The 23,946-nt window shown below is 71.3% G+C and carries 20 protein-coding genes; 14 read left to right on the top strand and 6 right to left on the bottom strand.

Features of this window, described 5'->3' with window-relative positions:
* Positions 1 to 38 precede the first annotated feature (38 nt).
* A complete protein-coding gene (nucS, locus tag A6048_RS09890; RefSeq protein WP_107747345.1) occupies positions 39 to 719 on the top strand; it encodes an endonuclease NucS in 681 nt (226 codons plus the stop codon).
* A gap of 14 nt (positions 720 to 733) precedes the next feature.
* Complete coding sequence (locus A6048_RS18650) at positions 734 to 1,036, top strand: ATP/GTP-binding protein (protein WP_412523689.1); 303 nt, start codon at positions 734 to 736, stop codon at positions 1,034 to 1,036.
* 120 nt (positions 1,037 to 1,156) lie between these two features.
* Here A6048_RS18650 and A6048_RS09880 read toward each other — a convergent pair whose 3' ends face one another.
* Both A6048_RS09880 and mce read right to left on the bottom strand, forming a co-directional pair.
* On the bottom strand, positions 1,157 to 2,050 hold the full coding sequence (locus A6048_RS09880; protein WP_107747346.1) for a coiled-coil domain-containing protein: 894 nt from the start codon (positions 2,048 to 2,050) through the stop codon (positions 1,157 to 1,159).
* A 34-nt stretch (positions 2,051 to 2,084) separates the two neighbouring features.
* Positions 2,085 to 2,555, bottom strand: a complete 471-nt coding sequence (gene mce, locus A6048_RS09875; RefSeq protein WP_107747681.1) for a methylmalonyl-CoA epimerase — start codon at positions 2,553 to 2,555, stop codon at positions 2,085 to 2,087.
* A 76-nt stretch (positions 2,556 to 2,631) separates the two neighbouring features.
* Here mce and A6048_RS09870 point away from each other — a divergent pair, with 76 nt between their 5' ends.
* Positions 2,632 to 3,831, top strand: a complete 1,200-nt coding sequence (locus tag A6048_RS09870; RefSeq protein WP_107747347.1) for an acetyl-CoA C-acetyltransferase — start codon at positions 2,632 to 2,634, stop codon at positions 3,829 to 3,831.
* 35 nt (positions 3,832 to 3,866) lie between these two features.
* Positions 3,867 to 4,796, top strand: coding sequence for a tetratricopeptide repeat protein (locus tag A6048_RS09865; protein ID WP_107747348.1), 930 nt, complete (start codon positions 3,867 to 3,869; stop codon positions 4,794 to 4,796).
* A 91-nt stretch (positions 4,797 to 4,887) separates the two neighbouring features.
* Here the strand turns inward: A6048_RS09865 and glgB are convergent, their stop codons facing one another.
* Positions 4,888 to 7,227: a 1,4-alpha-glucan branching protein GlgB gene (gene glgB / locus A6048_RS09860; RefSeq protein ID WP_244911000.1), complete on the bottom strand. Its 2,340-nt coding sequence runs from the start codon at positions 7,225 to 7,227 to the stop codon at positions 4,888 to 4,890.
* An 11-nt stretch (positions 7,228 to 7,238) separates the two neighbouring features.
* Positions 7,239 to 9,257: a maltotransferase domain-containing protein gene (locus A6048_RS09855; RefSeq protein WP_107747349.1), complete on the bottom strand. Its 2,019-nt coding sequence runs from the start codon at positions 9,255 to 9,257 to the stop codon at positions 7,239 to 7,241.
* Between the two features lie 152 nt (positions 9,258 to 9,409).
* On the opposite strand from A6048_RS09855, the gene A6048_RS09850 reads away from it, so the two are divergent.
* The 3 genes from A6048_RS09850 to A6048_RS09840 are packed head-to-tail and all read left to right on the top strand — an operon-like array spanning position 9,410 to position 12,248.
* Complete coding sequence (locus tag A6048_RS09850; protein WP_107747350.1) at positions 9,410 to 10,252, top strand: ABC transporter ATP-binding protein; 843 nt, start codon at positions 9,410 to 9,412, stop codon at positions 10,250 to 10,252.
* A gap of 17 nt (positions 10,253 to 10,269) precedes the next feature.
* Positions 10,270 to 11,010: an NUDIX hydrolase gene (locus A6048_RS09845; RefSeq protein ID WP_244910999.1), complete on the top strand. Its 741-nt coding sequence runs from the start codon at positions 10,270 to 10,272 to the stop codon at positions 11,008 to 11,010.
* A gap of 11 nt (positions 11,011 to 11,021) precedes the next feature.
* Complete coding sequence (locus A6048_RS09840; protein WP_107747352.1) at positions 11,022 to 12,248, top strand: THUMP-like domain-containing protein; 1,227 nt, start codon at positions 11,022 to 11,024, stop codon at positions 12,246 to 12,248.
* On the opposite strand, the gene A6048_RS09835 is transcribed toward A6048_RS09840, so the two are convergent.
* Positions 12,239 to 13,609, bottom strand: a complete 1,371-nt coding sequence (locus A6048_RS09835) for an outer membrane protein assembly factor BamB family protein (RefSeq protein WP_107747353.1) — start codon at positions 13,607 to 13,609, stop codon at positions 12,239 to 12,241. The genes A6048_RS09840 and A6048_RS09835 overlap by 10 nt on opposite strands.
* 253 nt (positions 13,610 to 13,862) lie before the next feature.
* Between A6048_RS09835 and A6048_RS09830 the strand changes: the two genes are divergently transcribed.
* From A6048_RS09830 to A6048_RS09805, 6 genes are all read left to right on the top strand, one after another.
* A complete protein-coding gene (locus A6048_RS09830; RefSeq protein ID WP_107747354.1) occupies positions 13,863 to 15,494 on the top strand; it encodes an AMP-binding protein in 1,632 nt (543 codons plus the stop codon).
* A gap of 121 nt (positions 15,495 to 15,615) precedes the next feature.
* Entirely contained in the window at positions 15,616 to 16,401 is a 786-nt protein-coding gene (locus tag A6048_RS09825) for an electron transfer flavoprotein subunit beta/FixA family protein (RefSeq protein WP_107747355.1), read from the top strand.
* Between the two features lie 51 nt (positions 16,402 to 16,452).
* A complete protein-coding gene (locus tag A6048_RS09820) occupies positions 16,453 to 17,403 on the top strand; it encodes an electron transfer flavoprotein subunit alpha/FixB family protein (RefSeq protein WP_107747356.1) in 951 nt (316 codons plus the stop codon).
* Positions 17,404 to 17,497: 94 nt separating this feature from the next.
* Entirely contained in the window at positions 17,498 to 18,694 is a 1,197-nt protein-coding gene (locus tag A6048_RS09815; RefSeq protein ID WP_107747357.1) for a cysteine desulfurase family protein, read from the top strand.
* Positions 18,691 to 19,821, top strand: coding sequence for a tRNA 2-thiouridine(34) synthase MnmA (gene mnmA, locus A6048_RS09810; RefSeq protein WP_107747358.1), 1,131 nt, complete (start codon positions 18,691 to 18,693; stop codon positions 19,819 to 19,821). Before A6048_RS09815 ends, mnmA begins: the two co-directional genes overlap by 4 nt.
* A gap of 92 nt (positions 19,822 to 19,913) precedes the next feature.
* Positions 19,914 to 20,900, top strand: coding sequence for a uroporphyrinogen decarboxylase/cobalamine-independent methonine synthase family protein (locus tag A6048_RS09805; RefSeq protein ID WP_235027377.1), 987 nt, complete (start codon positions 19,914 to 19,916; stop codon positions 20,898 to 20,900).
* Positions 20,901 to 20,977: 77 nt separating this feature from the next.
* Here the strand turns inward: A6048_RS09805 and A6048_RS09800 are convergent, their stop codons facing one another.
* The gene (locus A6048_RS09800; RefSeq protein ID WP_107747360.1) at positions 20,978 to 21,673 is read right to left on the bottom strand and encodes an exonuclease domain-containing protein; all 696 of its coding nucleotides are present in this window, start codon (positions 21,671 to 21,673) and stop codon (positions 20,978 to 20,980) included.
* 59 nt (positions 21,674 to 21,732) lie between these two features.
* On the opposite strand from A6048_RS09800, the gene ligA reads away from it, so the two are divergent.
* Positions 21,733 to 23,910 carry an NAD-dependent DNA ligase LigA gene (ligA, locus tag A6048_RS09795; protein ID WP_107747361.1) on the top strand — a complete coding sequence of 726 codons (2,178 nt, stop codon included), beginning with the start codon at positions 21,733 to 21,735 and terminating at the stop codon, positions 23,908 to 23,910.
* The last annotated feature ends 36 nt before the right edge of the window (positions 23,911 to 23,946 follow it).

Genomic DNA, 23,946 nt, shown 5'->3' with positions numbered 1-23,946 from the left:
TGAGGGCCGTCCGGCACATCCCGATTCCAGGAGGAACCGTGCGTCTCGTCGTCGCCACCTGTCAGGTCGACTACGTCGGCCGTCTGACGGCCCACCTGCCCATGGCACCCAGACTGCTGCTGGTCAAGGCGGATGGTTCCGTCAGCGTTCACGCCGACGACCGCGCGTACAAGCCGCTGAACTGGATGACGCCCCCCTGCTCGCTGTCTGAGAAGGAGCACCCGGAGGACCCCGGGCAACTGCTGTGGGTGGTGGAGAACAAGGCCGGGGAACAGCTCCGCATCACTCTCTCCGAGATCCACCACGACTCCCGGCACGAGCTCGGTGTCGACCCGGGTCTGGTGAAGGACGGCGTGGAGGCCCATCTCCAGGAGCTGCTGGCCGAACACATCGAGACCCTGGGCCGGGGATACAGCCTGGTCCGCCGGGAGTTCATGACCGCGATCGGCCCGGTCGACATCCTCGGGCGCGACGCCGACGGTGTCACCGTGGCTGTCGAGATCAAGCGCCGAGGTGAGATCGACGGGGTCGAGCAGCTCACCCGATATCTGGAGCTGCTCAACCGCGATCCGCTGCTGGCACCCGTGAGCGGGGTGTTCGCGGCGCAGGTCATCAAGCCACAGGCCAGGACCCTCGCAGAGGACCGGGGCATCCGCTGCGTGACCCTCGACTACGACTCGCTACGCGGGATCGAGTCGACGGACCTGCGGCTGTTCTGAGGACGGGAGCCCGGGTGCCGAGACGACACAGACGCGCAGGGGCGGTTGGTCCGGTGCCCCGGCGCGAGGGGCCGGGTGGCGGATCCCTGGAGTCCGGCCCGTCAGGTGACCCGGACGAGTACCACGTCCGTCGTGTTCCGGGCTCCCGCGCCGGCAAGGACTATCGTTGCCCGGGCTGTGACCAGCTGGTCACAGCCGGGACCCCTCACGTGGTGGCGTGGCCGGACCGGCCGGGAGGCGACGACGAGCGACGCCACTGGCACAGCGGATGCTGGTCCGGGCGGGCCAACCGGGGTCTCACCCGGAGGTGGAGCTGAGTCGCGGGCAAACAGCTACCCCAACAGGCCGCTCTCCGAGGCAACTCGGCCCCGGATCATCCCAGTCTCGAACTAGCCCTGCTCCGAATTAACTCTGCTCCGAGTTAACCCTGCCCCGAATCAGCTGAGCCCCGGATCTGCCGGCAATGCCGGGTCGTCGGGGCGGCCGGGGATGGGCTCGAGCCTGGCCCGGATCGAGGCCAGATCGTCGAGGATCCGCTCTCGGACCGTCTGCAGCTCCTCAGTGTGCCGACGTGCGCGAGCGATCAGTGACGCGGCCTCGGCGGTGGCCTGGTCGATCGTCTCCCGCGCATGGTTCTGGGCGTCCCGCTTCACGGCTTCCGCTTCGGCCACCGAGGCCGCCTGTCGGTCCTCGTGTTGGCGCCGGGATTCGGTTCTCCTGGCATCGGAGGCGATGCGGTGATCCTCGTCTATCAGGTCGCGCCGGTGAGCGGCCTCGAGGTCGAGTCGTCGGGCCTCGCGTTCCGCCGCCTTGATGATCTCCTCGGCCCTCGAGCGCGCGGCGTCGAGAACCCCGGCCTGGTCCGTTCGTACCGCGGCCGCCCGCAGACGGGCCGCGGTGAGCTCCGCCGTGGCGGCCTCCCGGTCGGCCGCGGCCTCTCGACGAGCCGCCTCCCGGAGGTTCCAGGCCTCCTCCTCGGCGTCCGACCGCACCCGGTCCGCAGCCGCGAGCGCGGAGTCACGGATCGACTCGGCCTCGGCGGTCGCCAGGGCCAGCATGGTGGAGAGACGGTCCGACATCTGCTCGGAGGTGACGGGCGTCCGTCCCAACTCGGCCACCCGGGCCTCGAGGGAGGCGGCCCGGGCCCGTTCCCGGGCGGCCTCCGTCGCGGCCCGCTCCGCCCGCTCGACCGCGGCGTCGCGGTCCGCACGAAGGAGCTCCGCCTCGGCCTCGAGGCGAGTGAGGGACGAGGTCACCTGTTCGCGGTCGAAGCCCTTGCGGACCACCGCGAAGGGGTCGGCGCCCGTGGTGGGCGTGTGAGTGCTCGACATGGCCCCACCCTAGCGGGGTGGCCGATCGGGGGCTCTAGTGCGACCCGGCCGCCGGCTCGACCAGCTCCAGGAGGACGCCTCCCGCGTCCTTGGGGTGGACGAAGTTGATGCGTGAACCGGCGGTACCGCTCTTCGGTGCCGGGTACAGCACCCGCACGCCGCGACCGGTGAGGTGCGCGGTGATCGCCTCGATGTCGGTCACCCGGACCGCCATCTGCTGGATTCCGGGGCCGTTGCGATCGAGGTACTTGGCGATCGTCGAGGACTCGTCCAGGGGCGCGAGAACCTGGAGTAGCGCGCTGCCCTCCGGGCGACCCGGGGACCCGAGCATGGCCTCGCGGACGCCCTGCTCCTCGTTGACCTCCTCGTGGAGGTTCTCCATCCCGAGGTTGTCGCGGTACCAGGCGACGGCGGCGTCGAAGTCGGGGACCGCCACGCCTACGTGGTCGATCGCCACGACGAGGTCTGAGGGCAGCAGGGGCTGACTGGCTGGGGTAGAGGTCATGCGGACCACGGTAGTCGGTGCGTGGAAGCGGTAGTTTGGCCCGTACACGTATATCCCCTCAATTGGAAGGTCTGTGATGTCCGCCGACTCCACCCGTACCGTCATCGTCTCCGGGGCCCGCACCCCGTTCGGCCGCCTCCAGGGCGGGCTCTCCTCGCTGTCCGCCCCCGAACTGGGCGGAATCGCCATCCGCGGCGCTCTCGAGAAGGGCGGCGTGCCCGCTGAGGCCGTCGACCAGGTGATCATGGGACAGGTGCTGTCCGCCGGTGTCGGTCAGATGCCCGCTCGTCAGGCGTCGTTGGCCGCCGGTATCCCACAGCGGGTGGACGCGTTGAGCATCAACAAGATGTGCTTGTCGGGGATGACGGCGATCGCGTTGGCGGACCAGGCGATCCGCGCCGGTTTCTCCGAGGTCGTCGTCGCGGGCGGCCAGGAGTCGATGTCCCAGGCACCGCACCTGCTGCCCAAGAGCCGCGGCGGGTACAAGTACGGCTCCATCGAGGTCCTGGACCACATGGCCTTCGACGGCCTGCACGATGTGCCGACCGACCAGCCGATGGGGGCGCTCACCGAGGCTCGCAACGCCGAGTTGGAGATCACCCGCGAGCACCAGGACGAGTTCGCGGCCATCTCGCACCAGCGCGCCGCCGCCGCGTGGGCAGAGGGACGGTTCGCGGACGAGGTCGTCCCCGTGACCGTGAAGGGCCGCAAGGGCGACACCGTCGTGGACACCGACGAGGGTGTGCGTGCCGAGTCGACCGCCGAGTCGATGGGCAAGCTCAGGCCGGCGTTCGCCAAGGACGGCACCATCACGGCCGGTTCGTCGTCCCAGATCTCCGACGGCGCCTCTGCAGTCATCGTCACCACCGCCGCGCGTGCGGAGGCCGAGGGCTGGCCGGTGCTGGCCGAGATCGTCGGCTACGGCACGGTCGCCGGTCCGGACTCGACGTTGCAGCACCAGCCCGCCGACGCGATCCTCGACGCCTGCCGCCGCGCGGACGTCGAGGTGGAGTCCATCGACCTGTTCGAGTTCAACGAGGCCTTCGCCTCCGTCGGACTGCACTCGACCAAGGCCCTCGGGGTGAGCCCCGACAAGGTCAACGTCAACGGCGGCGCCATCTCCATCGGGCACCCGATCGGTGTGTCGGGCAGCCGCGTCGTCCTCACCCTCGCGCTCGAGCTCGCCCGTCGCGGGGGTGGCCTCGGCGCGGCCGCGCTCTGTGGCGGTGGCGGCCAGGGTGACGCCCTGCTGATCCGGGTGCCCGCGACCAGCTGACACCCGATCGGACCCGCCGTGGCAGGATCGAGGGCGTGACGAGACCAGGTAACCGACCCCCGTCCGCCTCCGAGCAGAAGCTCGCGGCGTCCCTCGCCGGCGCCGTCGATCTGTCGGGGTTGAAGAAACGGGCCGAGGCGCAACGGGCCCCCGTGGCCGCCGCCCGCGCTCCCGGTGCGGCGGCCGGACCGGCGACACTGATCGAGGTCGACGAGGCGTCGTTCGAGCAGGAGGTCCTGGTCCGGTCGACGCAGGTGCCCGTCGTCGTGGAGCTCATGTCCCGGCGGGCCCCCACCGTGCTGACCACCCTGCTCTCCTCGCTGGCCGAGGAGGCGGGAGGTCAGTGGGTGCACGCGATCGTCGACGTGGATGCCGCTCCGGGGATCGCCCAGGCGTTCCAGGCGCGGGCGGTCCCGACGGTGGTCGCCGTCGCGGCGGGTCGCCCGCTGGCGGACTTCGAGGGTGAACAGCCCGAGGACGCGCTCCGCCAGTGGCTCGCGGCCGTACTCCAGGCCACCGAGGGCAAGCTCAGCGGAATGCCGGAGGCCGAGGCCGGAGGGGAGCAGGAGGAGGTCGCGGACACCGAACGCGACGCAGCCGAGGACGCCCTGGCGGAAGGGGAACTGGCCACCGCCGAGGAGCGCTTCACGGCTCTGGTGGGATCGCGCCCCGGTGACCACACACTCCTGGAGGCGTTGCGGTACGTACAGGCCGCTCGTCGTGCGTCGGAGGCGTCCGACGCCGGCGAGGGCACGGTCCCCGCGGCTCTGCGAGCGGCCGACCGCGCGCTCGTGAGCGGGGAGTACGAGCCGGCGTTCGCGGTGCTCGTCGACGCCATCCGGGTGAGCGCGGGAGACGACCGGGCGACGCTGCGGGCCCGGCTGGTCGATCTCCTCGAGGCTCTTCCGACGGACGACCCGAGGGTGCTGGCCGCCCGCCGGAACCTCGCCAACGCGCTGTACTGAGGCCCGCGCGCGGGTCAGCCCGCGAGCAGGTCAGCAAGCGCGCCGTCACGCCGTCAGCGCGTGTGCGGTGAGGCCCGCGTACCCCGCGCCGTCAGCGGGTGTGCCGCAGCCACACCGCGGCGCGCGGGCCGACGGTGATGCTCGCCGAGTGGGGGCGGCCGTGGTGTGAGCGCTCCTCGGAGTGGACCCCGCCGAGGTTGCCGGTGCCCGACCCCTCGTAGACCTCGGCGTCGGTGTTGAGGATCTCTTCCCAGTAGCCGGCATCGGGCAGACCGATCCGGTAGTCGGACAGCGCGCTGCCGGAGAAGTTCACCACGCACGCGATCGTGCTGCCCGAGTGATCGGTCCGCAGGAACGACAGTGCATTGTGCCCGGAGTCGTTGGCGTCGATCCACGAGAAGCCCGACGGGTCGTCGTCGAGGGTCCAGAGGCCGGGGTTCTCGGTGTAACGGGCGTTCATGTCCCGTACCGAGGCGAGGATGCCGCGGTGGTACTCGCCCTCCCAGCCCTCGAGGTTCTCCCAGGTCACCCCCTGGACGTCGTTCCACTCGCCGACCTGGCCGAACTCCATGCCCTGGAAGATCAGCTTCTTGCCGGGGTGTGCCCACATGTAGGCGTAGAGGCTGCGTAGCCCGGCCGCGCGGTCCCACGAGGAACCCGGCATGCGCTGCCACATCGAACCCTTGCCGTGGACGACCTCGTCGTGGCTGAGCGGGAGGACGAAGCGCTCGCTCCAGGCGTACATGAGGGAGAACGTCACCTCACCGTGGTGGTGAGCGCGATAGAGGGGGTCGAGCCCCACGTAGCGCAGGGTGTCGTTCATCCACCCCATGTTCCACTTCATCGAGAACCCGAGCCCGCCCGTGTCCGTGGGAGCGGTGACGCCGCCCCACGAGGTCGATTCCTCGGCCACGGTGAGGACGCCCGGGTGCTCGCGGTGCACCGTGGCGTTGACCTCCTGCAGGAACGAGATGGCCTCGAGATTCTCTCTACCGCCGTAGCGGTTGGGGGTCCACTCGCCCTCGTTGCGCGAGTAGTCCAGGTAGAGCATCGAGGCGACCGCGTCCACGCGCAGACCATCCACGTGGAACTCCTCGGCCCAGTACAGGGCGTTGGCCACCAGGAAGTTGCGGACCTCGTGGCGACCGAAGTCGAACACGTACGTCCCCCAGTCGGGCTGTTCGCCGCGGTGCGGGTCCGCGTGCTCGTAGAGCGCGGTGCCGTCGAAGCGGCCGAGCGACCACTCGTCCTTGGGGAAGTGAGCGGGGACCCAGTCCACCAGCACGCCGATTCCGCGCGAGTGCAGGTGGTCGACCACGTAGCGCAGGTCGTCGGGCGTACCGAAGCGGCTGGTGGGCGCGAAGTAGGAGGACACCTGGTAGCCCCACGAGCCGCCGAAGGGGTGCTCGGCCACGGGCATCAGCTCCACGTGGGTGAAGCCGGTCTCCACCACGTGTTCGGCGAGCTGGTGCGCGAACTCGCGGTAGTCCAGTCCGGGCCGCCAGGACCCCACGTGGACCTCGAGGACGGTCATGGGGAGGCGCGAGTGGTCGCGGGTCGCCCTGGCGGCGATCCACTCGTCGTCGCCCCACTCGTACCCGGACGTGAACACCCTGGAGCCGGTCGCGGGGGGCACCTCGGTGGCCACCGCGAGCGGGTCCGCGTGGTCGACGGTCCTGCCGTCGGCGCCGCGGATGCAGAACTTGTAGACGGCGCCGTCGGTGACGTCCGGCACGAACAGTTCCCACACGCCGGAGGACCCGATCGTCCGCATGGGCAGGGCGATCGGGTTCCACGCGCAGAAATCACCCACCACGCTGATCCCGCGGGCGTTGGGTGCCCAGACCGCGAAGGATGTGCCCGTGACGGGACCACCGGGGGTGTCGTACGTGCGCACGTGCGCCCCGAGGACGGTCCACAGCCGCTCGTGCCGGCCCTCGCCGATGAGGTGGAGGTCGATCTCTCCGAGCGTGGGCAGGAAGCGGTACCCGTCGGCGACGGACCGCGTGTGACCGTCGGGGTAGGTCACCCGGTACCGGTAGTCGGGGACGTCCTGTTCGGACAGCGTCGCCCGGAACATGCCGTCGCCGAGCGGCTCCATGGGGACCGCGCGCTCGCCGAGGACGATCTCCACCGATGTGGCGCCGGGCTGAATGGTGCGCACGACGGACCCGTCACCGGCCCGGTGGGCACCGTAGACCGAGTGGGGGTCGCGGTGGGTCCCGGACCGCAGCGCGTCCAGTGCCTCTCGGGGGATCTCGCCCGTGGATTCGCCGGGTGCTGACGACGCCGAGGTCTGCCCCGCCCGGTCCCCGGCGACCTCCTCGGGCGTCCGCCAGGTGGCCTCCGGGTCGACGGGCGGTGGCACCCTCCCGGGCTCCTTGGAGGAGCTGCCGGGAGCGGGTCGGCCCTTCTTCTGGTGCTTTCCCATGCCGTTGTCCCTCAATCCACGATATGCGTGCGGTAGGTCAGTTCGACCCTACGTGCTTCGTCGCACGGCGGGACCACGACGATGTGTGCGACCGCCGTCCACGGTTCGAGCCGGACGTAGTTGCTCGACCCCCAGTGGAACTCGTTGCCCGAGACCTCGTCGTGGACGCTGAACCGGGCGTCGTCGCTGTACCCCAGCGCCGCCATGTCCAGCGTGACGGTGCCCTCCTGGACCCCGTGGGAGTCGAGCGAGACCACGGCCAGGACGCAGTCACCGGTCGCGGGGTCGAGCTTGGAGTAGGCGATGATCTGGTCGTTGTCCACGGCGTGGAAGCGAAGGGTACGGAGCTGCTGTAGAGCGGGGTGTTCGCGGCGGATCCGGTTGAGGGTCCGCAACCACGGGGCGAGGGACTGCCCGGCAGCCTCGGCGCCTGCGAAGTCCCGGGGTCGGAGTTCGTACTTCTCGGAGTCCAGGTACTCCTCGCTGCCGTCGGCGACCGGCTGCCACTCGAACAGCTCGAAACCCGAGTACACGCCCCATGCCGGCGACAGGGTGGCCGCGAGCACCGACCGGATCGCGAACATCGCCGGACCGCCGCGCTGCAGCGACTCGTGGAGGATGTCCGGGGTGTTGGTGAACATGTTGGGCCGGGCCTCGTCGACGTGCGCCAGGAGCTGCTCGCAGAACTCCACCAGGTCCGCCTTGGTGGTCTTCCAGGTGAAGTAGGTGTACGACTGCGAGAATCCGCGCTTGGCCAGGCCGAACATGCGCGCGGGACGGGTGAAGGCCTCGGCGAGGAACAGCACGTCCGGCTCGGTGCGCTTGACCTCGGCGATCAGGCGGCTCCAGAAGTCGGCCGGCTTGGTGTGCGGGTTGTCCACCCGGAAGATCCGTACGCCCAGGGAGGTCCACAACCGCACCACCCGGAGCACCTCGGCGTAGATGCCCTCGGGGTCCAGGTCGAAGTTGACAGGGTAGATGTCCTGGTACTTCTTGGGCGGGTTCTCGGCGTAGGCGATGTGTCCGTCGGGCAGCACCGTGAACCATTCGGGGTGGGCCTGTGCCCACGGGTGGTCCGGGGCGCACTGCAACGCCAGGTCCAGTGCGATCTCGACCCCCCGCGTGGCGGAGTACTCGACCAGTCCGCGGAAGTCCTCGATGCTGCCGAGTGCGGGGTGCACCGCGTCGTGACCGCCCTCGGCGGAACCGATGGCCCAGGGGGATCCGACGTCGCCCGGTTCCGGGGTGAGGGAGTTGTTGCGGCCCTTGCGGTTGACCACCCCTATCGGGTGGATGGGCGTCAGGTACACCACGTCGAATCCCATGTCCGCGGCGTGATCGATGTGGGTGCGGGAGGTGGCGAAGGTGCCGTGGACGGGCCGCCCCTGCTCGTCCCACCCGCCCGTGGAACGGGGGAAGAACTCGTACCACGAGCTGAACTGGGCCTCCCGGCGGTCGACCCACACGCGGTAGGTCTGGCCGAACGTGACCAGCTCGCGGACCGGGCCGGCGGCCATCGCCGCCGCGACCTCGGCGGACAGCGCGGGGGCGGTCCGAGTCCGGGCGTCACCGGTGCCGCGGAGCGCGATGGCCGCGTCCGCCAGGAGCGCAGCACGGTCGGTCTGTCCCGCCGCGGAGGCCTGGGCGGCGCCGGTGTCCAGCACCCGTGCGCCCACCTCGAACTCGTTGCCCAGCACGTCGGCACCCTGGCCCGCGTCCATCTTCTTGACGATGCCGCTGGTCCACGTGGCGAACGGGTCCGACCACGCCTCGACGCGGAACGACCACATGCCGGGGGTGTCGGTGGTCAGGAGTGCGTGGACGGTGTCCGCCTCCATCCCGGGCACCATCGTCGTCCGTGAGGAGGCCCCACCGGGGCGACGGACCACGAGGCTCGCCGACAGCGCGTCGTGGCCCTCCCGCCACACGGTCGCCGAGATCGGCAGCACCTCACCCACGACCGACTTGGCGGGGAACCTCCCGCAGGAGACCAGGGGGCGGACCTCGTCGATGGCCAGACGGTCGTTCACGTCGGTGCTCCTCTCGGCTGCGGGCTCCGTTGTGCGGACGCCTCTACGCACACGACGCTATCGAAGCGGGCGCCGATCGGGGAGGGGCGTCGCGTCTCGTTCACGTGCACGTGCCGTGTTCCTCGCCACCCGGCTCCCGGATACGGGGTTAGATGGGGGCCGTGAGAGCGCCTATCGAGACCGACCCCGACCTCGTCCTTGACCTTCGTGACGTCTCGCTCCGGAGGGACGGCCGGACCCTGGTGGGACCCGTCACCTGGCAGGTCGAGCTGGACGAGCGATGGGTCGTACTGGGTCCCAACGGAGCGGGCAAGACCTCGTTGCTGAGGATCGCCTCGGCGCTCGAGTACCCCAGCACCGGGTCGGCGGTGATCCTGGGTGAGCAACTGGGCCGCACCGAGGTCACCGAACTCCGCAGCCGGGTGGGCCTGTCATCAGCCGCGGTGGCCGGCCGGATCCCCGGCGACGAGGTGGTCAAGGACCTGGTGGTCTCCGCGGGGTACGCGGTCCTCGGCAGGTGGCGCGAGGCCTACGACCAGGCGGACTTCGACCGCGCGGCGGACACCCTGGAGATGATCGGCGGGGAACACCTGGCCGACCGCACCTGGGGGACCCTCTCGGAGGGCGAGCGCAAGCGGGTGCTGATCGCCCGCGCGATGATGACCGACCCGGAGCTGCTCCTGCTGGACGAGCCCGGTGCGGGCCTGGACCTGGGTGGCCGGGAGGATCTGGTCGCCCGTCTGGCGGACATGGCTCTCGACCCCGACGCCCCCGCCACCGTCCTGGTGACCCACCACGTGGAGGAGATCCCCCCGGGTTTCACCCACGCGATGCTGCTGGCCGAGGGAGGGGTGACGGCCACCGGACTGATCGATGACGTGATCACCTCGGAGAACCTCAGCCTCGCGTTCGCGCAGTCGATCGTCGTGGACGCGATCGACGGTCGCTACTTCGCGCGGCGGGCGCGTCGCTCCGGCCGCCACCGACGTCCGTGAACCGCACCGTCGATCCCGTGTCGACCCCGCCTGAGGCCGTCCCCGTCCGCGAGGCCGCCACGGTCGCGCTGGTCCGCGACGCGCGCGTCGGTGGGGGGCTCGAGGTATTCCTCCAGCACCGCGTGGCCACCATGCAGTTCGCCGCCGGGATGTCCGTCTTCCCCGGCGGAGGCGTGGAGCCGCGGGACTACCGGGGTACCCGGCCGTGGCGTGGGCCGGAACCGCGCTGGTGGGCCGAGGCCTTCACCATCGGTGAGGAGCGCGCCGCCGCAGCCGTCCGGGGGGTGGCGAGGGAGCTCTTCGAGGAGACCGGTGTGCTGTTGGCGGAGCCCGCGCCCGCTCCCGACCCCGCGGCCACAGGTGCGGCCCGGCCCGTCGATCCACCGGGCCTCGCGGAGCGACGGGCCCTCGATGCGGGGGAGGGCGACCTCGACTCCCTGCTCGCGGCACACGGGCTGATCCTGTCCGCGCACCTGCTGCGCCCCTGGGACCGCTGGACCACGCCCCTCGGGCCCCGACGCCGGTACGACACGTTGTTCTTCGTGGCCGCGGTGCCCGAGGGGGCCGAGCCGGACGGGGGCACGAGCGAGGCGCGCGCGGTCGGCTGGATGCGTGCCGACGACGCCGCCACCGCGGGGACCCTGGGACGGCTGGGCATGCTCCGGCCGACTCTCGACGTGCTCGCCGACCTCGCCACGGCGGCAGACGTCGCCGAACTCCTCGACACCTCCCGGACCATCGCGCCGGGCGGACACTAGGCGGTGGACCGGTGACCCCGGAGGACCTCGACTTCCTGCTCACCGACGCAGGCCGGGAGCTGCTCGCGCTGGCCGCCGGGTTCGACTGGTCGCGCGGGCGGATGGTCGCCTCGACCGCCGCCGTCCGGCGGGCCGATCCCGGGCACGCCGCCGCGGCCATCGACGTGGTGACCGCCCGTCGGCGCGCGCACGGCCGGGTCCGGGGGGCCGATCAGATGCTGCTGACGGATGAGGCGGTGCAGCAGGCCACCGCCTGGCCGGTCGCCGCCCTCCGGGCCGTGCGACTGGCGGGCCGCGACGTCCACGACGTCACCTGCTCTGTGGGAGCCGAGTTGGGCGAACTCGTGCGGACCGCGGACCGGGTCGTCGGGTCCGACCTGGACCGTGTGCGGGCCCGGATGGCCGCCCACAACGTGCCCGGCGCGCTGGTGTGCGTGGCGGATGCCCTCGCTCCGCCCAGTCGTGACACGGTGCTGGTCGCCGACCCCGCCCGCCGTTCCGGTGGCCGGCGGATCCACGACCCCGATCAGCTCAGCCCTCCGTTGCCGGCTCTCCTGGACGTGGCGCGGGACCGGGACCACGTGATCAAGTGCGCGCCCGGCCTGGACACCTCCGTTCTCGACCATTCCGGGGAGGTCGAGCTGGTCTCCCTGGACGGGTCGGTGCGCGAGGCGTGCCTGTGGTCACCGGGCCTGTCCGCGGGGGTGCGGCGCCGCGCGACCGTCGTGCGCACCACCGGGGCCGGCACACCCCCGCCGTTTGGCCCCCCGCGGCTGGTCGCAGACGGACTCGCCGTCCACGTGGAGGAGGTCACCGACGGAGACGACGACGAGGTCGACGCCCACGGGGAGGCGGACCGGTTCATCGTGGATCCCGACGGGGCGGTCGTCCGAGCCGGCCTGGTCAGGCACTGGGCCCGCCGACACGGGCTCCGTCAGCTCGACCCGCGGATCGCCCACCTGACTGGACCGGCGATCCCGGGCGGCTACACGGGGTTCGAGGTGCTGCAACGGTGCCGACTCGACCGCAAGGAGTTGCGGCAGATCCTGAGGCAGCGGGACTGCGGTTCACTGGAGATCCTGGTCCGCGGGGTGGACACGGACCCGGACGTGCTGCGGCGCTCACTGGCGCTCAAGGGCTCCCGCCCGCTCGCGCTGGTGGTGACCAGGATCGACAGATCCGCGGTGGTGTTCGTGTGCGGACCGCGGACCGCCCGGCCCGTCGGTGTTCACTCGTAGAGGTAGACCGCACCCACCGCGGTGGTGAGCGCGATGCGCCCCTCGTCGTCCACGCTCAGTCCGGAGACCGGACCCCGGGCGGCCGGGACGTCGATCTCGTGGAGGGTGCTGCCGTCCTCACCGTCCAGCAGGAGCAGGGCGATGCCCGGGTCGTCGTCGGTCCCTCCCGACCGGACCGCGACCAGGACCCGGCCGTCCTCGGTGGCGGCGGGGTTGGTGAGCTGTCGCAGGTCGTCGCGTCGCCAGACCTCGCGACCTTCTTCGTCCTCCCCGCGGACGGCCACCACGGGCGCGGGGCCGGCGTCGGCGTCGTGGTCGTCGTCCGGCCCCCTCCACACGGTGGTGGTGCGACCGCCGGTGACCAGGGTGCCGTCCGGGAGCAGTGCGGGCGGGGTGTCGGGCCGGTATCCGACCGGAGTGGACCACACCGGGGAGCCGTCGGCGGTGGAGTAGGCGGCCAGAGTGCCGTCCTCGGAGTGGAGATAGACCTCGTCCCGGTCATCTGACAGGACCACCGGGACGCCGAGGCGGCCGTCGGGGAGCCCGGTACGCCACAGCACCTCCAGTTGCCCGGCCCCGTCCCCGGTGAAGCGCACGGCGACCAGTTCGGGCGCCGGGGCCCCCGGCGTCCAGGTGGTGAGGTAGGCGGTCCCGGTACCCGTGTCGACCGCCGCAGGGCCCGGCGCGGGGCACCCCCGCTCACCGATGCCGCACCACGGCGACCCGAACGCCGGGCCGGACGGCGCGATCTCCCCGGCGACGGGCAGTTCGGAGGACGCGGCCAGGCCGGTCTGGGTGTTGATCACCCGCACGATCCCCAGGTGGGAGACCACCAGCAGGTGCCGGTTGTCGAGCAGCGTGATGGTGGTGGGGATGCCCCGCGTCTCGGCGAACCAGCGGTTCTCACCCTCCGCGGACACCGCCCCCACCCCGCCGTACATGGGAACGAACAGGGAACCGCGGCCGTCGACGGTGGCCGTGATGCGCGGCCCGTCGGTCGGCAGGCGCAGGCACCACCGTTTACGGCCGTCGTCGGCGGTCAGGGCGAAGAGGTTGCAGCCGCGCTCGGAGACGGTGGCCTGGAAGAAGGTGCCGATCCCGTCGGAACCGGCGACGCCGGTCGCGGGAGCCCCCAGCGGGCGTGACCAGACGAGTCCGGGGGAGTCGGAGACCGGCCCGTGCGCGCGTCCCGAGTTCGGGGGGCCACCGGCGACGGACGACCAGCTCGCGGCCTGCTCCAGACGAGCGCCCCCGCTCTCGGTGCTGGACGCGCACCCCGCCGCGAGCCCGGCCGCGATCACGCCGACCGCCAGAGCCCGCGCGGTGGGCGCGGCCCGCCGCGGAATCGATGCCGGTGCCACTGGAGGTCCCCTTCGCGTCAGATCGTCAGAGGAGAGCGTAGTCCGCACGTGGTCGCGCGACCCGTCGGACGCTCCGGTGGATGTCCGCGACGGGTCGGGGCGGGCGGAGACCGAGGGATCAGGGGAGGGGGGATCAGGGTGTGATCCCCGGGCGAGTCCGGGCTCCCGCGGCTACCGTGACCGTGATCACCCGAGAACTGAACACCCCCGAGAACAGCACGACCGAGAACCCACGAGAGGCGGACCACCCGCGATGACAGCCAGCTCCGGACTCGACACCGCTCTGACCCCGCTGAGCTTCCTGGAGAAGGCTGCGCGCGTATTCCCCGAGGCGACCGCCGTGGTGGACGGCCCCCGTCGCCAGAGTTACGCCGAGTTCGCCGACCGCGCCACGCGACTGGCCTCTCTCCTTCGGATGCGGGGCGTCGCCCGCGGCGACCGCGTCGGGGTGCTCGCCCCCAATTCCGCCGAGGCCCTCCTCGCGCAGTTCGCTGTCCCGCTCGCCGGTGGTGCGGTGGTGGCCCTGAACACCCGTCTGGCGCCCCCGGAGGTCGCCTATATCGCCGAGCACGCCGGGATCTCGGTGCTCATCGCCGACGCCGGACTCCTGGCGGGCCTGGGCGACGAGGTGCCGGAGTCGATCCGCCTGATCCTCGTGGCCCCCGACGCCGACGGCACCCAGCCGGACCCGGCCCGCTTCGGCCCCCGCGCCGAGGCGCTGGAGGTGGGCTTGGCGTCGGCCTCCCCGCAGCCGGTGTCGTGGACGGTGGAGGACGAGAACGCGGTGATCGCCGTCAACTACACCTCCGGCACCACGGGGCGCCCCAAGGGCGTCATGTACACCCACCGTGGCGCCTACCTCAACGCGCTCGGGGAGATCATCACCCAGGGGCTCGACGCGGACTCGCGCTACCTGTGGACGCTCCCGATGTTCCACTGCAACGGGTGGTGCACGACATGGGCCCTGACCGGTGCGATGGGCACCCATGTCTGCCTGCGTGCCGTCCGGGGGGATGAGATCTGGAGACTGTTCGACGACGAGGGGATCAACCGCCTCGCCGGCGCGCCGGCCGTGTTGAGCACGATCGCCGACGACCCGGCGGCCCGGCCGATGGAGGGGATCCGCATGATCACCGCCGGCGCCCCGCCGTCGCCCACGATCCTGCGACGGTTCGAGGACCTGGGCATCGATGTGACCCAGGTGTACGGGCTGACCGAGACCTACGGGCCGATCACGGTGTGCACGCCCCAGCCCGTCTGGACGGACCTGGACCCGGACGACCGTGCCGGTCTGAAGTCCAGGCAGGGAGTGGCGATGATCCACGCCGACACGATCCGGGTGGTCGAGCGGACCAGCCCCGGGGAGAAGCACCTCGTCGACGTCCCGGCCGACGGCGTGACGATGGGCGAGGTCGTCATGACCGGCAACGGTGTGATGAAGGGGTACTTCGCGGACCCCGAGGCCACGGCGACCGCGTTCGCCGGTGGCTGGTTCCACTCGGGGGACCTCGGTGTGATGCACCCGGACGGCTACGTGCAGCTGCTCGACCGCGCCAAGGACGTGGTGGTCTCCGGTGGCGAGAACATCTCCACCATCGAGGTCGAGCAGGCGATCGTGTCGCACCCCGACGTGGTGGACTGCGCCGTGGTCTCGATGCCCGACGAGAAGTGGGGTGAGCGCCCCAAGGCGTACGTGGTGGTCAGACCGGGCTCCGAACTGGACGAGAACGGTGTGATCGATCACTGTCGCACCAGGATCGCCCGGTACAAGGTGCCGGGCGCGGTGGAACTCACCGAGGCGTTGCCACGCACCTCGACCGGCAAGGTGCGCAAGAACGAACTCCGCGACGCGGCGTGGTCGGGGTGGGACAAGCGCATCAACTGACCGCCCCACTCCTGCAGGGTCGGCGCGGGTGACGTTATTGTGTGCGCAGGACCCAAATCCGGTGCGCCCGGTTCGCTCGGATCGCACCCAGCCCCGACTCGCAGGAGGTCGACGCAGGCCCATGACGAACATCGTCGTACTGATCAAGCAGGTTCCGGACACCTACTCGGAGCGCAAGCTCTCCGATGGGGACTTCACCCTGGACCGAGAGGCCGCGGACGCGGTCCTGGACGAGATCAATGAGAAGGCCGTTGAGCAGGCTCTCCAGATCAAGGAGGCCGAGGGCGGCGAGGTGACCGTGCTGACCGCCGGTCCCGACCGCGCCACCGAGGCGATCCGCAAGGCCCTGTCGATGGGCGCCGACAAGGCCGTCCACCTCAACGACGAGGCGCTCCACGGCTCGGACGTCGTCCAGACCGCGTGGGCCATCGCCAACGTCCTGGGCACCATCGAGGGCACCGAGATGGTCATCTGTGGCAACGAGGCCACCGACGGCCGCATGGGCAGCGTCCCGGCCATCATCGCCGAGTACCTGGGCCTTCCGCAGCTCACCCACATGCGCACCCTCGAGGTCTCCGGCGGGACCGTCAAGGGCGAGCGGGAGACCGATGAGGGCATCTTCGAGGTCGAGGCCTCGCTGCCCTGCGTCGTCTCCGTGGGCGAGAAGATCAACGAGCCGCGTTTCCCCTCCTTCAAGGGCATCATGGCCGCCAAGAAGAAGCCGGTCGAGGTCCTGACCCTGGCCGACACCAACGTCGAGGCCGGCCAGGTGGGCAAGGAGAACGCGGCGTCCACCGTCACGTCGTCCGTCCCCAAGCCGCCGCGCAGCGCCGGTGAGAAGTTCAACGACGAGGGCGAGGGCGGCAACGAGGTCGCCAAGTACCTCGTGGCGCAGAAGCTCATCTGATCGCGCTCACCCCGACCGACTCCCACCAGTCTTTTTCAAGGAGAATCCACCATGGCTGAAGTCCTCGTCGCGGTCGAGCACGTCGACGGCGAACTCAAGAAGGTCACCCTCGAACTGCTGACCGCCGCACGCGCGCTCGGTGAGCCGTCCGCCGTCGTGTTCGGTGAGACCGGCACCGCCGCAACCCTCACCGACGCCCTCAAGGCGGCCGGCGCGGAGAAGATCTACGTGGCCGAGGGAGACGCGGTCCAGAACTACCTCGTCACCCCCAAGGTCGACGTCCTCGCCGGGCTCGCCGAGCAGGGTGCGGCGGCGATCGTCCTGGCCGCCACGTTCGAGGGCAAGGAGGTGGCGGGGCGCCTCGCGGCCCGCACCGGTTCCGGCACCCTGTGTGACGTCGTCGAGATCAAGTCCGACGGTTCGGCCGTCCACTCGATCTTCGGTGGCGCCTTCACCGTCGAGGCGACCGTCTCCGGCGACACGCCCGTGTACACCCTGCGTCCGGGCGCCGTCGAGGCCGCCCCGGCCGCCGGCGCCGGTGAGGTCGTCGAGGTCGACGTCCCCGAGCCCGAGAACGCCGCCAAGGTCATCTCCCGCAACCCGATCGTCGGCGGCGACCGGCCGGAGCTCACCGAGGCGACCGTCGTCGTGGCCGGTGGCCGCGGTGTTGGCTCGGCCGAGAAGTTCGAGGAGGTCGTCGAGCCGCTCGCCGACTCGCTCAAGGGCGCCGTCGGTGCCTCGCGTGCCGCCGTCGACTCGGGGTACTACCCGGGCCAGTTCCAGGTGGGCCAGACCGGCAAGACCGTGTCGCCCCAGCTGTACATCGCCCTCGGGATCTCGGGTGCCATCCAGCACCGTGCCGGCATGCAGACGTCCAAGACGATCGTCGCCGTCAACAAGGACGAGGAGGCCCCGATCTTCGAGATCGCGGACTACGGGATCGTCGGCGACCTGTTCAACGTCGCGCCGCAGCTCACCGAGGCAATCAACGCCCGGAAGTGAGCGAGGCGCGGACAGCGTCTCCCGTCGTCGACCGGACCCCGGCACCCCTGCGGTGCCGGGGTCCGGCGCGTTCGGGCGTATTCTTGCCGACGTCATGCTCACGATCCGCACCGCGCACTATCTCGACCACGCCGCGACCACCCCGATGCGTCCGGCGGCGATCGCCGCCTACGCCGAGGCGGCCGCGACCGTCGGCAACGCCTCCTCGCTCCACGGCGCGGGACGCCGCGCCCGTCGCCGCCTGGAAGAAGCACGCGAATCCCTCGCCTCCCACCTCGGGTGCAGGCCCTCCGAAGTCGTGTTCACCTCCGGCGGGACCGAATCCGACAATCTCGCGGTGCTGGGCCAGGCGGCCGCCTCGAACGGTGACGTCGTGGCAGTCGGTGCGACCGAACACCACTCCGTCCTGGACTCGGCGGCGCACCTGGCCACGGGACGAGGCGGAGGCATGGACGTCCGCGTCCTGCCCGTGGACCGGCGCGGGGCGGTCACGCCCGAGTCGGTAAGGCGCCTGGTGGACGAGGTGGGTCCGCGGCTGGCCCTCGTCGCCGCCATGCTCGGTAACAACGAGATCGGCACCCTGACCGACGTCGCCGGGGTTGCCGCGGCAGCCAGGGCCGGAGGTGCGGCTGTCCACACCGACGCCGTGCAGGCCGTCGGGCACGTCCCCGTGGACTTCGGCGCACTGGGGGTGACCTCGTTGAGTCTGTCCGCGCACAAGTTCGGCGGGCCGCTGGGCGTCGGCGCACTGATCATCGACCGCGGCGCGGAGTGTCTCCCGGTCGGCTTCGGCGGCGGGCAGGAGCGGGATCTCAGGTCGGGTTCGGTCGACGTCCCGGGCGTCGTCGCGATGGCCGCGGCACTCGATGAGGCCGTACGGGACATGGACGCCGAGGCGCTCCGCCTGGGGAGGCTGCGGGACCGGTTGGTCGAGGGTGTCCTCTCCGAGGTCCCGGACGCGATCGCCAACGGCGGCGGGGACCGACTCCCGGGAATCGCCAACCTCACCTTCCCGGGGTGTTCCGGGGAGTCACTCATCCTGCTGCTCGACGCCGCGGGGATCGAGTGTTCGACCGGTTCGGCGTGCACTGCGGGGGTGGCCGAGCCCAGTCATGTGCTCCTGGCGCTGGGTGCGGGCGACGTCGCCGCCCGGAGCAGTCTCCGGCTGAGCCTGGGATACACCACCACCGAGGACGACGTGGACGCCGCCATCGCCGCTCTGGCCCCCGCCGCCGAGCGGGCCCGCGTCGCCGGGCTCGGGTTGATCCGTACCGGGGCGACGGCATCATGAGGGTCCTCGCCGCGATGAGCGGGGGAGTGGACTCCGCGGTCGCCGCCGCCCGCGCCGTGGCCGCCGGACACGAGGTGGTGGGGGTCCACCTGGCGCTCAGTGCCGACCCCGCGACCCTGCGGACCGGCTCCCGCGGCTGCTGTTCCCGAGAGGACGCCGGAGACGCACGCCGGGTAGCCGATCTGTTGGGCATCCCCTTCTACGTCTGGGACTTCGCCGAGCGGTTCCGGGCGGACGTGATCGACGACTTCGTCGAGTCCTACTCCCGCGGTGAAACCCCCAATCCGTGCCTGCGATGCAACGAGCGGATCAAGTTCGAGGCCCTCCTGGACCGGGGGATGGCACTCGGTTTCGACGCGGTGGCCACCGGGCACTACGCCCTCCTGTCCACTGAAGAGACCGACACCGGACACCGGCGTCCCGTCCTGCGCCGGGCGGTCGATCCCGGCAAGGACCAGTCCTACGTCCTCGGTGTGCTCACCCCGCAGCAACTCGCGCACTCGATGTTCCCGCTGGGGGACTCGCTCAAGTCCGACATCCGTGCCGAGGCGGAGGCGGCGGGCCTGCCCGTGGCGACCAAACCCGACAGCCACGACATCTGCTTCATCCCCTCCGGGGACACCCGCGCCTTCCTCGGTGCGCGGATCGGTCTGCGTCCCGGTGCCGTGGTGGACGCCGACACCGGTGATGAACTCGGTCGACACGACGGCGTGTACGGATTCACGATCGGCCAGCGCAAGGGACTCGGCCTGCCGGGCCCGGCGCCCGACGGCCGCCCCCGGTACGTCACCTCCATCGACGCCGGCACGGGAACCGTGACCGTCGGGGGTTCGGAACACCTGCTGTCCCGGTCGATGACTGCCACCTCGCCCTACTGGTTGGTCGACGACGACATCCGCGAGACCGCGTGCCAGGTGCAGATCCGCGCCCACGGTGACGCGACACCGGGGCACGTCAGGCGGGTGGGAGACGGGCAGGACGCCCGGCTCGAGATCACCCTCGACGAGCCCGTGCGCGGCGTCGCCCCCGGGCAGGCCGCCGTGCTCTACCGGCCCGAGCCCGGAGGGGACCGTGTCCTGGGCAGCGGGACGATCACCGCATCCGTCCCGGTCGCGGGTACCCCGTGAGCGTTGTCGAGCCGGGTCACACCGGCCCCGGCCCCATGCCGGGAGCAGATCCCCGGGAATCGGCACGGGTCGTGATGGGTGAGTGTCACGGCATGCCCTTCCTGCCCGAGCTGGGAGACCGTGGGCTCGGGGGGCAGCAGGTGGGCCGGACCCTCGCCATGCTCGCGGACCTGCCCGTCGACATCTCCACCCGGGGCTGGCGCCTCGCGCGCTCGCCCGGACGCCTCGCCCGGACCGCCTCCGACCTGCTCGACCGCGACCTCGATGCACTGGAGGAGGCCGATGAGTCGGCGCGGGATCCGGAGGCCGCCCACACCCCGGCGGACCGCCGACTGGTGATCCGGGTGCTCGGTCCGTGGTCGCTCGCAGCGCAGCTCGAGTTGCCCGGCGGGCTGCCGGTGCTCACCGATCCGGGGGCCCGCAGGGATCTCGCGGAGGCGCTCGCCGAGGGAGTGGCAGACCGCATCACCCGACTGGCGGAGCGTCTGGGCGCGGGTCCCCGGATAGTCCTCGACGAGCCGATGCTCTGGCACGTTGCTGCGGGTACCGTCACCGGACCCAGCCGCTTCGATCCGATCCGGGCCGTCCCGGAGGACCGGTTGTCGCAGTCCCTGTGCCGGTTCGCCGACGTCCTCCGACGCAATGGCGTGTCCGAAGTCCTGCTCCGCGTGCCGGCGGGGACCGACCAGGAGGCGCCGGCGAGGTGGTCCGTGGTCTCGGAGGCACCGCGCGGCGAGACGCCGCTCGACGGGCTCTGCGTACCGGCGGAGCTACTTCACTCCGGTCGCTCACATGCCGCGCTCGACGCCGCCGGAACGGTCCTGGGCGCAGGGCGGATCCTGCAGCTGGAGGGACTGCCGGGGACTCCCCGGCCGCCCCGCTCCGGCCCCGAGGTGGAACGTGCTGTGTCCGCGGTCCTCGCTCTGCTCGAGCGCCTCAGTGCGCCCCGACACTCGGGCCTGGGTCAACTGGTCCTCACGCCGACCGTGGACGAGATGACCTCGGGCCGGACCACCCCGATGGAGGCACTCGCCTCGGTGCGGCGGGTGGCGGAGGCCGCGCCGCGGCTGGCCGAGTAGTCCGGCCCGGTCTGGTCGCACGGCCTGGTGGCACGGTCTGGTCGCACGGCCGGGTGGCACGGTCGACGCAGCCCGGTCTAGACGACGGCGATCGGCCACTCCGTGCTGACGTCCGAGGCGTCCTTACCCGACTGCTCGAGATAGGCGGCGAAGTCGCGTTGCCGCGTCTCGTGCCAGAGCGCCTGCTGAGCGTTGAGCGCGCGCCAGTCCGCGCCGGCCAGGTCGGGGAGCGAGCCGAGCAGTTTCCACGCCAGGCGGGCCGCCGCGAGCGCATCGGCCGCGGCCTCGTGTGCACCGTCCAACCGCACACCGTGGTGAGCGCACAGGGCCTGGAGGGTGCGCTTGCCCCGGCGGTACGGGTCGGTCGCGCGGTCGACGACGTACGGGTCGAGGACCGGGCCGAGCACCTCGAACGAGGGGTCCCATCTCCTGAGGATGGTGAGGTCGTACGCGGCGTTGAAGACCACCAGGGTCCGCCCCTCCCGCCAGCCCGTCCGGACGCCCGCGATGGTCTCGGCCACCACCTCCGCGTGCGGACGTCCGTGCTCCCTGGCCCGGGCGGTGGTGATGCCGTGGACCGCCGTGGCGCCCTCTGGGATGTCTATGCCCGGATCGGCCATCCAGTTGAGTTCCACCTTGCGCGGTCCGTCGATCGCGACGAGGGCAGAGGTGACGACATGCGCGGTACGGGGATCTGGTCCTGTGGTCTCGAGGTCGAATGCCAGCAGCCGGTTCCGGTCGATGGAGGCAGGGGTGGTGATCTCTGAGTTCATGCGGTCACCGTAGGCCAGCGTCCCGACATCCCGGGCACGTGTCGGATTACCCTGTCCTCGTGAGCCAAGCGAGTCGAAGCAGCGAGCCCCTCGGCACCGGGGACATCCCCCCGGACATCCGACAGGCGTGGACCGAGCTGGCGGAGACGGTGCGGGACCACCAGTTCCGCTACTACGTCAAGGACGCCCCCATCGTCTCCGACGCCGAGTTCGACAGGCTGTTCCACGACCTGGAGGCGCTCGAGGAACGGCACCCCGGGCTGCGCACGGCGGACTCCCCGACCCAGCTCGTCGGCGGTGGTTTCTCGACGGATTTCGCGCCGGTGGAGCATCTCCAGCGGATGACGAGCCTGGACAACGTGTTCTCCGAGGAGGAGCTGCGCGCGTGGGTGGCCTCCGCCGTCGAGCAGGCGCACATCCCCGCGGAAGACCTGCAGTTCCTGTGCGAGGTCAAGATCGACGGTGTGGCGCTCGACCTGGTCTACCGCGAGGGGAGGCTGGTCAGCGGGGCCACCCGCGGAGACGGCCGCACCGGAGAGGACGTGACTCTCAACGCCCGGACGATCGACGACATCCCGGTCACGCTCACCCCGACGAAGGACCGCCCCGTCCCCGCGTTGCTCGAAGTCAGGGGTGAGGTGTTCTTCCGGCTCGCGGACTTCGCCGAACTCAACGCGCGGCTCGTGGCCGAGGGCAAGCCACCGTTCGCCAACCCCCGGAACAGTGCCGCCGGGTCACTGCGCCAGAAGAACCCCGCTATCACCGCCCAGCGACGCCTCGGGATGTACTGCCACGGCCTCGGAGCGGTCGAGGGTGCGACCTTCGACAGCCTCCACGACGTCTATCTCGCCCTCTCGGACTGGGGCCTGCCCGTCTCGCCCCACACCGCTCCGGCGACAGGCGTCGACGAGGTGCTCGAACGGATGCGGTACTGGGGGGAACACCGGAGCGACCCGGAGCACGAGATCGACGGCCTCGTGGTCAAGATCGACGACCGGGCCGTGCAGCGTCGTCTCGGTCAGACCTCCCGGGCCCCGCGGTGGGCGATCGCCTACAAGTACCCGCCGGAGGAGGTGATGACCGAGCTGCTCGACATCCGCGTCTCCGTGGGTCGTACCGGGCGGGTCACGCCGTTCGCCCACATGGAGCCGGTACTGGTCGCGGGCTCCACGGTCTCGCTCGCGACTTTGCACAACCAGACCGAGGTCAGGCGCAAGGGCGTGCTGATCGGTGACACCGTGGTGATCCGCAAGGCCGGCGACGTCATCCCGGAGGTCCTCGGTCCGGTGGTGGATCGCAGGGACGGAACCGAGCGCGAGTTCGTCTTCCCCGAGCGCTGCCCCGAATGCGAGACCGTCCTGGCACCGGCGAAGGAGGGTGACGCGGACTGGCGTTGCCCGAACCAGCGGTCCTGCCCCGCACAGCTCCGTGAGCGGCTGTTCTACCTGTCGTCACGAAACGCGCTGGACATCGAGGCGCTCGGCTACGAGGGGGCGTCGGACCTGCTCGCCAGCGGGGTGCTGGACAACGAGGGCGGCCTGTTCGACCTCACCGAGGCCGACCTCCTCCGGACCTCCCTCTACACCCGACTGGACAAGGCGACCCGCAAGCAGATCGAGGAGGGGGCCGCCCCGGAGCGCACCGTTCTCACCGAGAACGGACGTAAGCTGCTGGCCAACCTCGAGACCGCGAAGGACCGGCCGCTGTGGCGGGTGCTGGTGGCACTGTCGATCCGCCACGTCGGGCCGACGGCAGCGCGCGCGTTGGCCACGCGGTTCGGGACGATGGACGCCATCCGGGCCGCCTCCGAGGAGGAGCTGGCGGAGACCGACGGCGTCGGTTCGACCATCGCGGCCTCGGTCGTGGAGTGGTTCGACGTGGACTGGCACCGCGAGATCGTCGACAGGTGGTCGGCCTCAGGTGTGTCGATGGCCGACGAGCGGGACGAGTCGATCCCGCGCACCCTTGAGGGGCTCACCATCGTGGCGACCGGTTCCCTCGAGGGGTTCACCCGCGACGGGATCAAGGAGGCGATCATCGCCCGCGGGGGAAAGGCCTCGGGGTCGGTGTCCAAGAAGACCGACTACGTGGTCGTCGGGGACAATCCCGGGTCCAAGGCGGCCAAGGCCGAGGAGTTGGGGCTGACCATCCTCGACGAGGCGGGGTTCGTGGAACTGTTGGCGAACGGTCCGGCACCGGAGGAGCTACCCGCCGAACCCGGGGCCACCGCCGGCTGATCGCCGGCCCGGTTGCGATGCGTGTCGGGACCAGAA

This window comes from Dietzia psychralcaliphila, assembly GCF_003096095.1.
Taxonomy (GTDB): domain Bacteria; phylum Actinomycetota; class Actinomycetes; order Mycobacteriales; family Mycobacteriaceae; genus Dietzia; species Dietzia psychralcaliphila.
The sequence above is the reverse complement of the archived record's forward strand: the minus strand, read 5'-3'. Positions and strand labels throughout refer to the sequence as shown.

Bases quoted from the DNA above. Each gene is read 5' to 3' on its own strand.
- A6048_RS09880 (WP_107747346.1), bottom strand. From the start codon at position 2,050: ATGTCGAGCACTCACACGCCCACCACGGGCGCCGACCCCTTCGCGGTG.
- mce (WP_107747681.1), bottom strand. From the start codon at position 2,555: ATGACCTCTACCCCAGCCAGTCAGCCCCTGCTGCCCTCAGACCTCGTC.
- A6048_RS09870 (WP_107747347.1), top strand. From the start codon at position 2,632: ATGTCCGCCGACTCCACCCGTACCGTCATCGTCTCCGGGGCCCGCACC.
- glgB (WP_244911000.1), bottom strand. From the start codon at position 7,227: ATGGGAAAGCACCAGAAGAAGGGCCGACCCGCTCCCGGCAGCTCCTCC.
- A6048_RS09850 (WP_107747350.1), top strand. From the start codon at position 9,410: ATGGGGGCCGTGAGAGCGCCTATCGAGACCGACCCCGACCTCGTCCTT.
- A6048_RS09830 (WP_107747354.1), top strand. From the start codon at position 13,863: ATGACAGCCAGCTCCGGACTCGACACCGCTCTGACCCCGCTGAGCTTC.
- A6048_RS09825 (WP_107747355.1), top strand. From the start codon at position 15,616: ATGACGAACATCGTCGTACTGATCAAGCAGGTTCCGGACACCTACTCG.
- A6048_RS09820 (WP_107747356.1), top strand. From the start codon at position 16,453: ATGGCTGAAGTCCTCGTCGCGGTCGAGCACGTCGACGGCGAACTCAAG.
- A6048_RS09815 (WP_107747357.1), top strand. From the start codon at position 17,498: ATGCTCACGATCCGCACCGCGCACTATCTCGACCACGCCGCGACCACC.
- mnmA (WP_107747358.1), top strand. From the start codon at position 18,691: ATGAGGGTCCTCGCCGCGATGAGCGGGGGAGTGGACTCCGCGGTCGCC.
- A6048_RS09805 (WP_235027377.1), top strand. From the start codon at position 19,914: ATGCCCTTCCTGCCCGAGCTGGGAGACCGTGGGCTCGGGGGGCAGCAG.
- A6048_RS09800 (WP_107747360.1), bottom strand. From the start codon at position 21,673: ATGAACTCAGAGATCACCACCCCTGCCTCCATCGACCGGAACCGGCTG.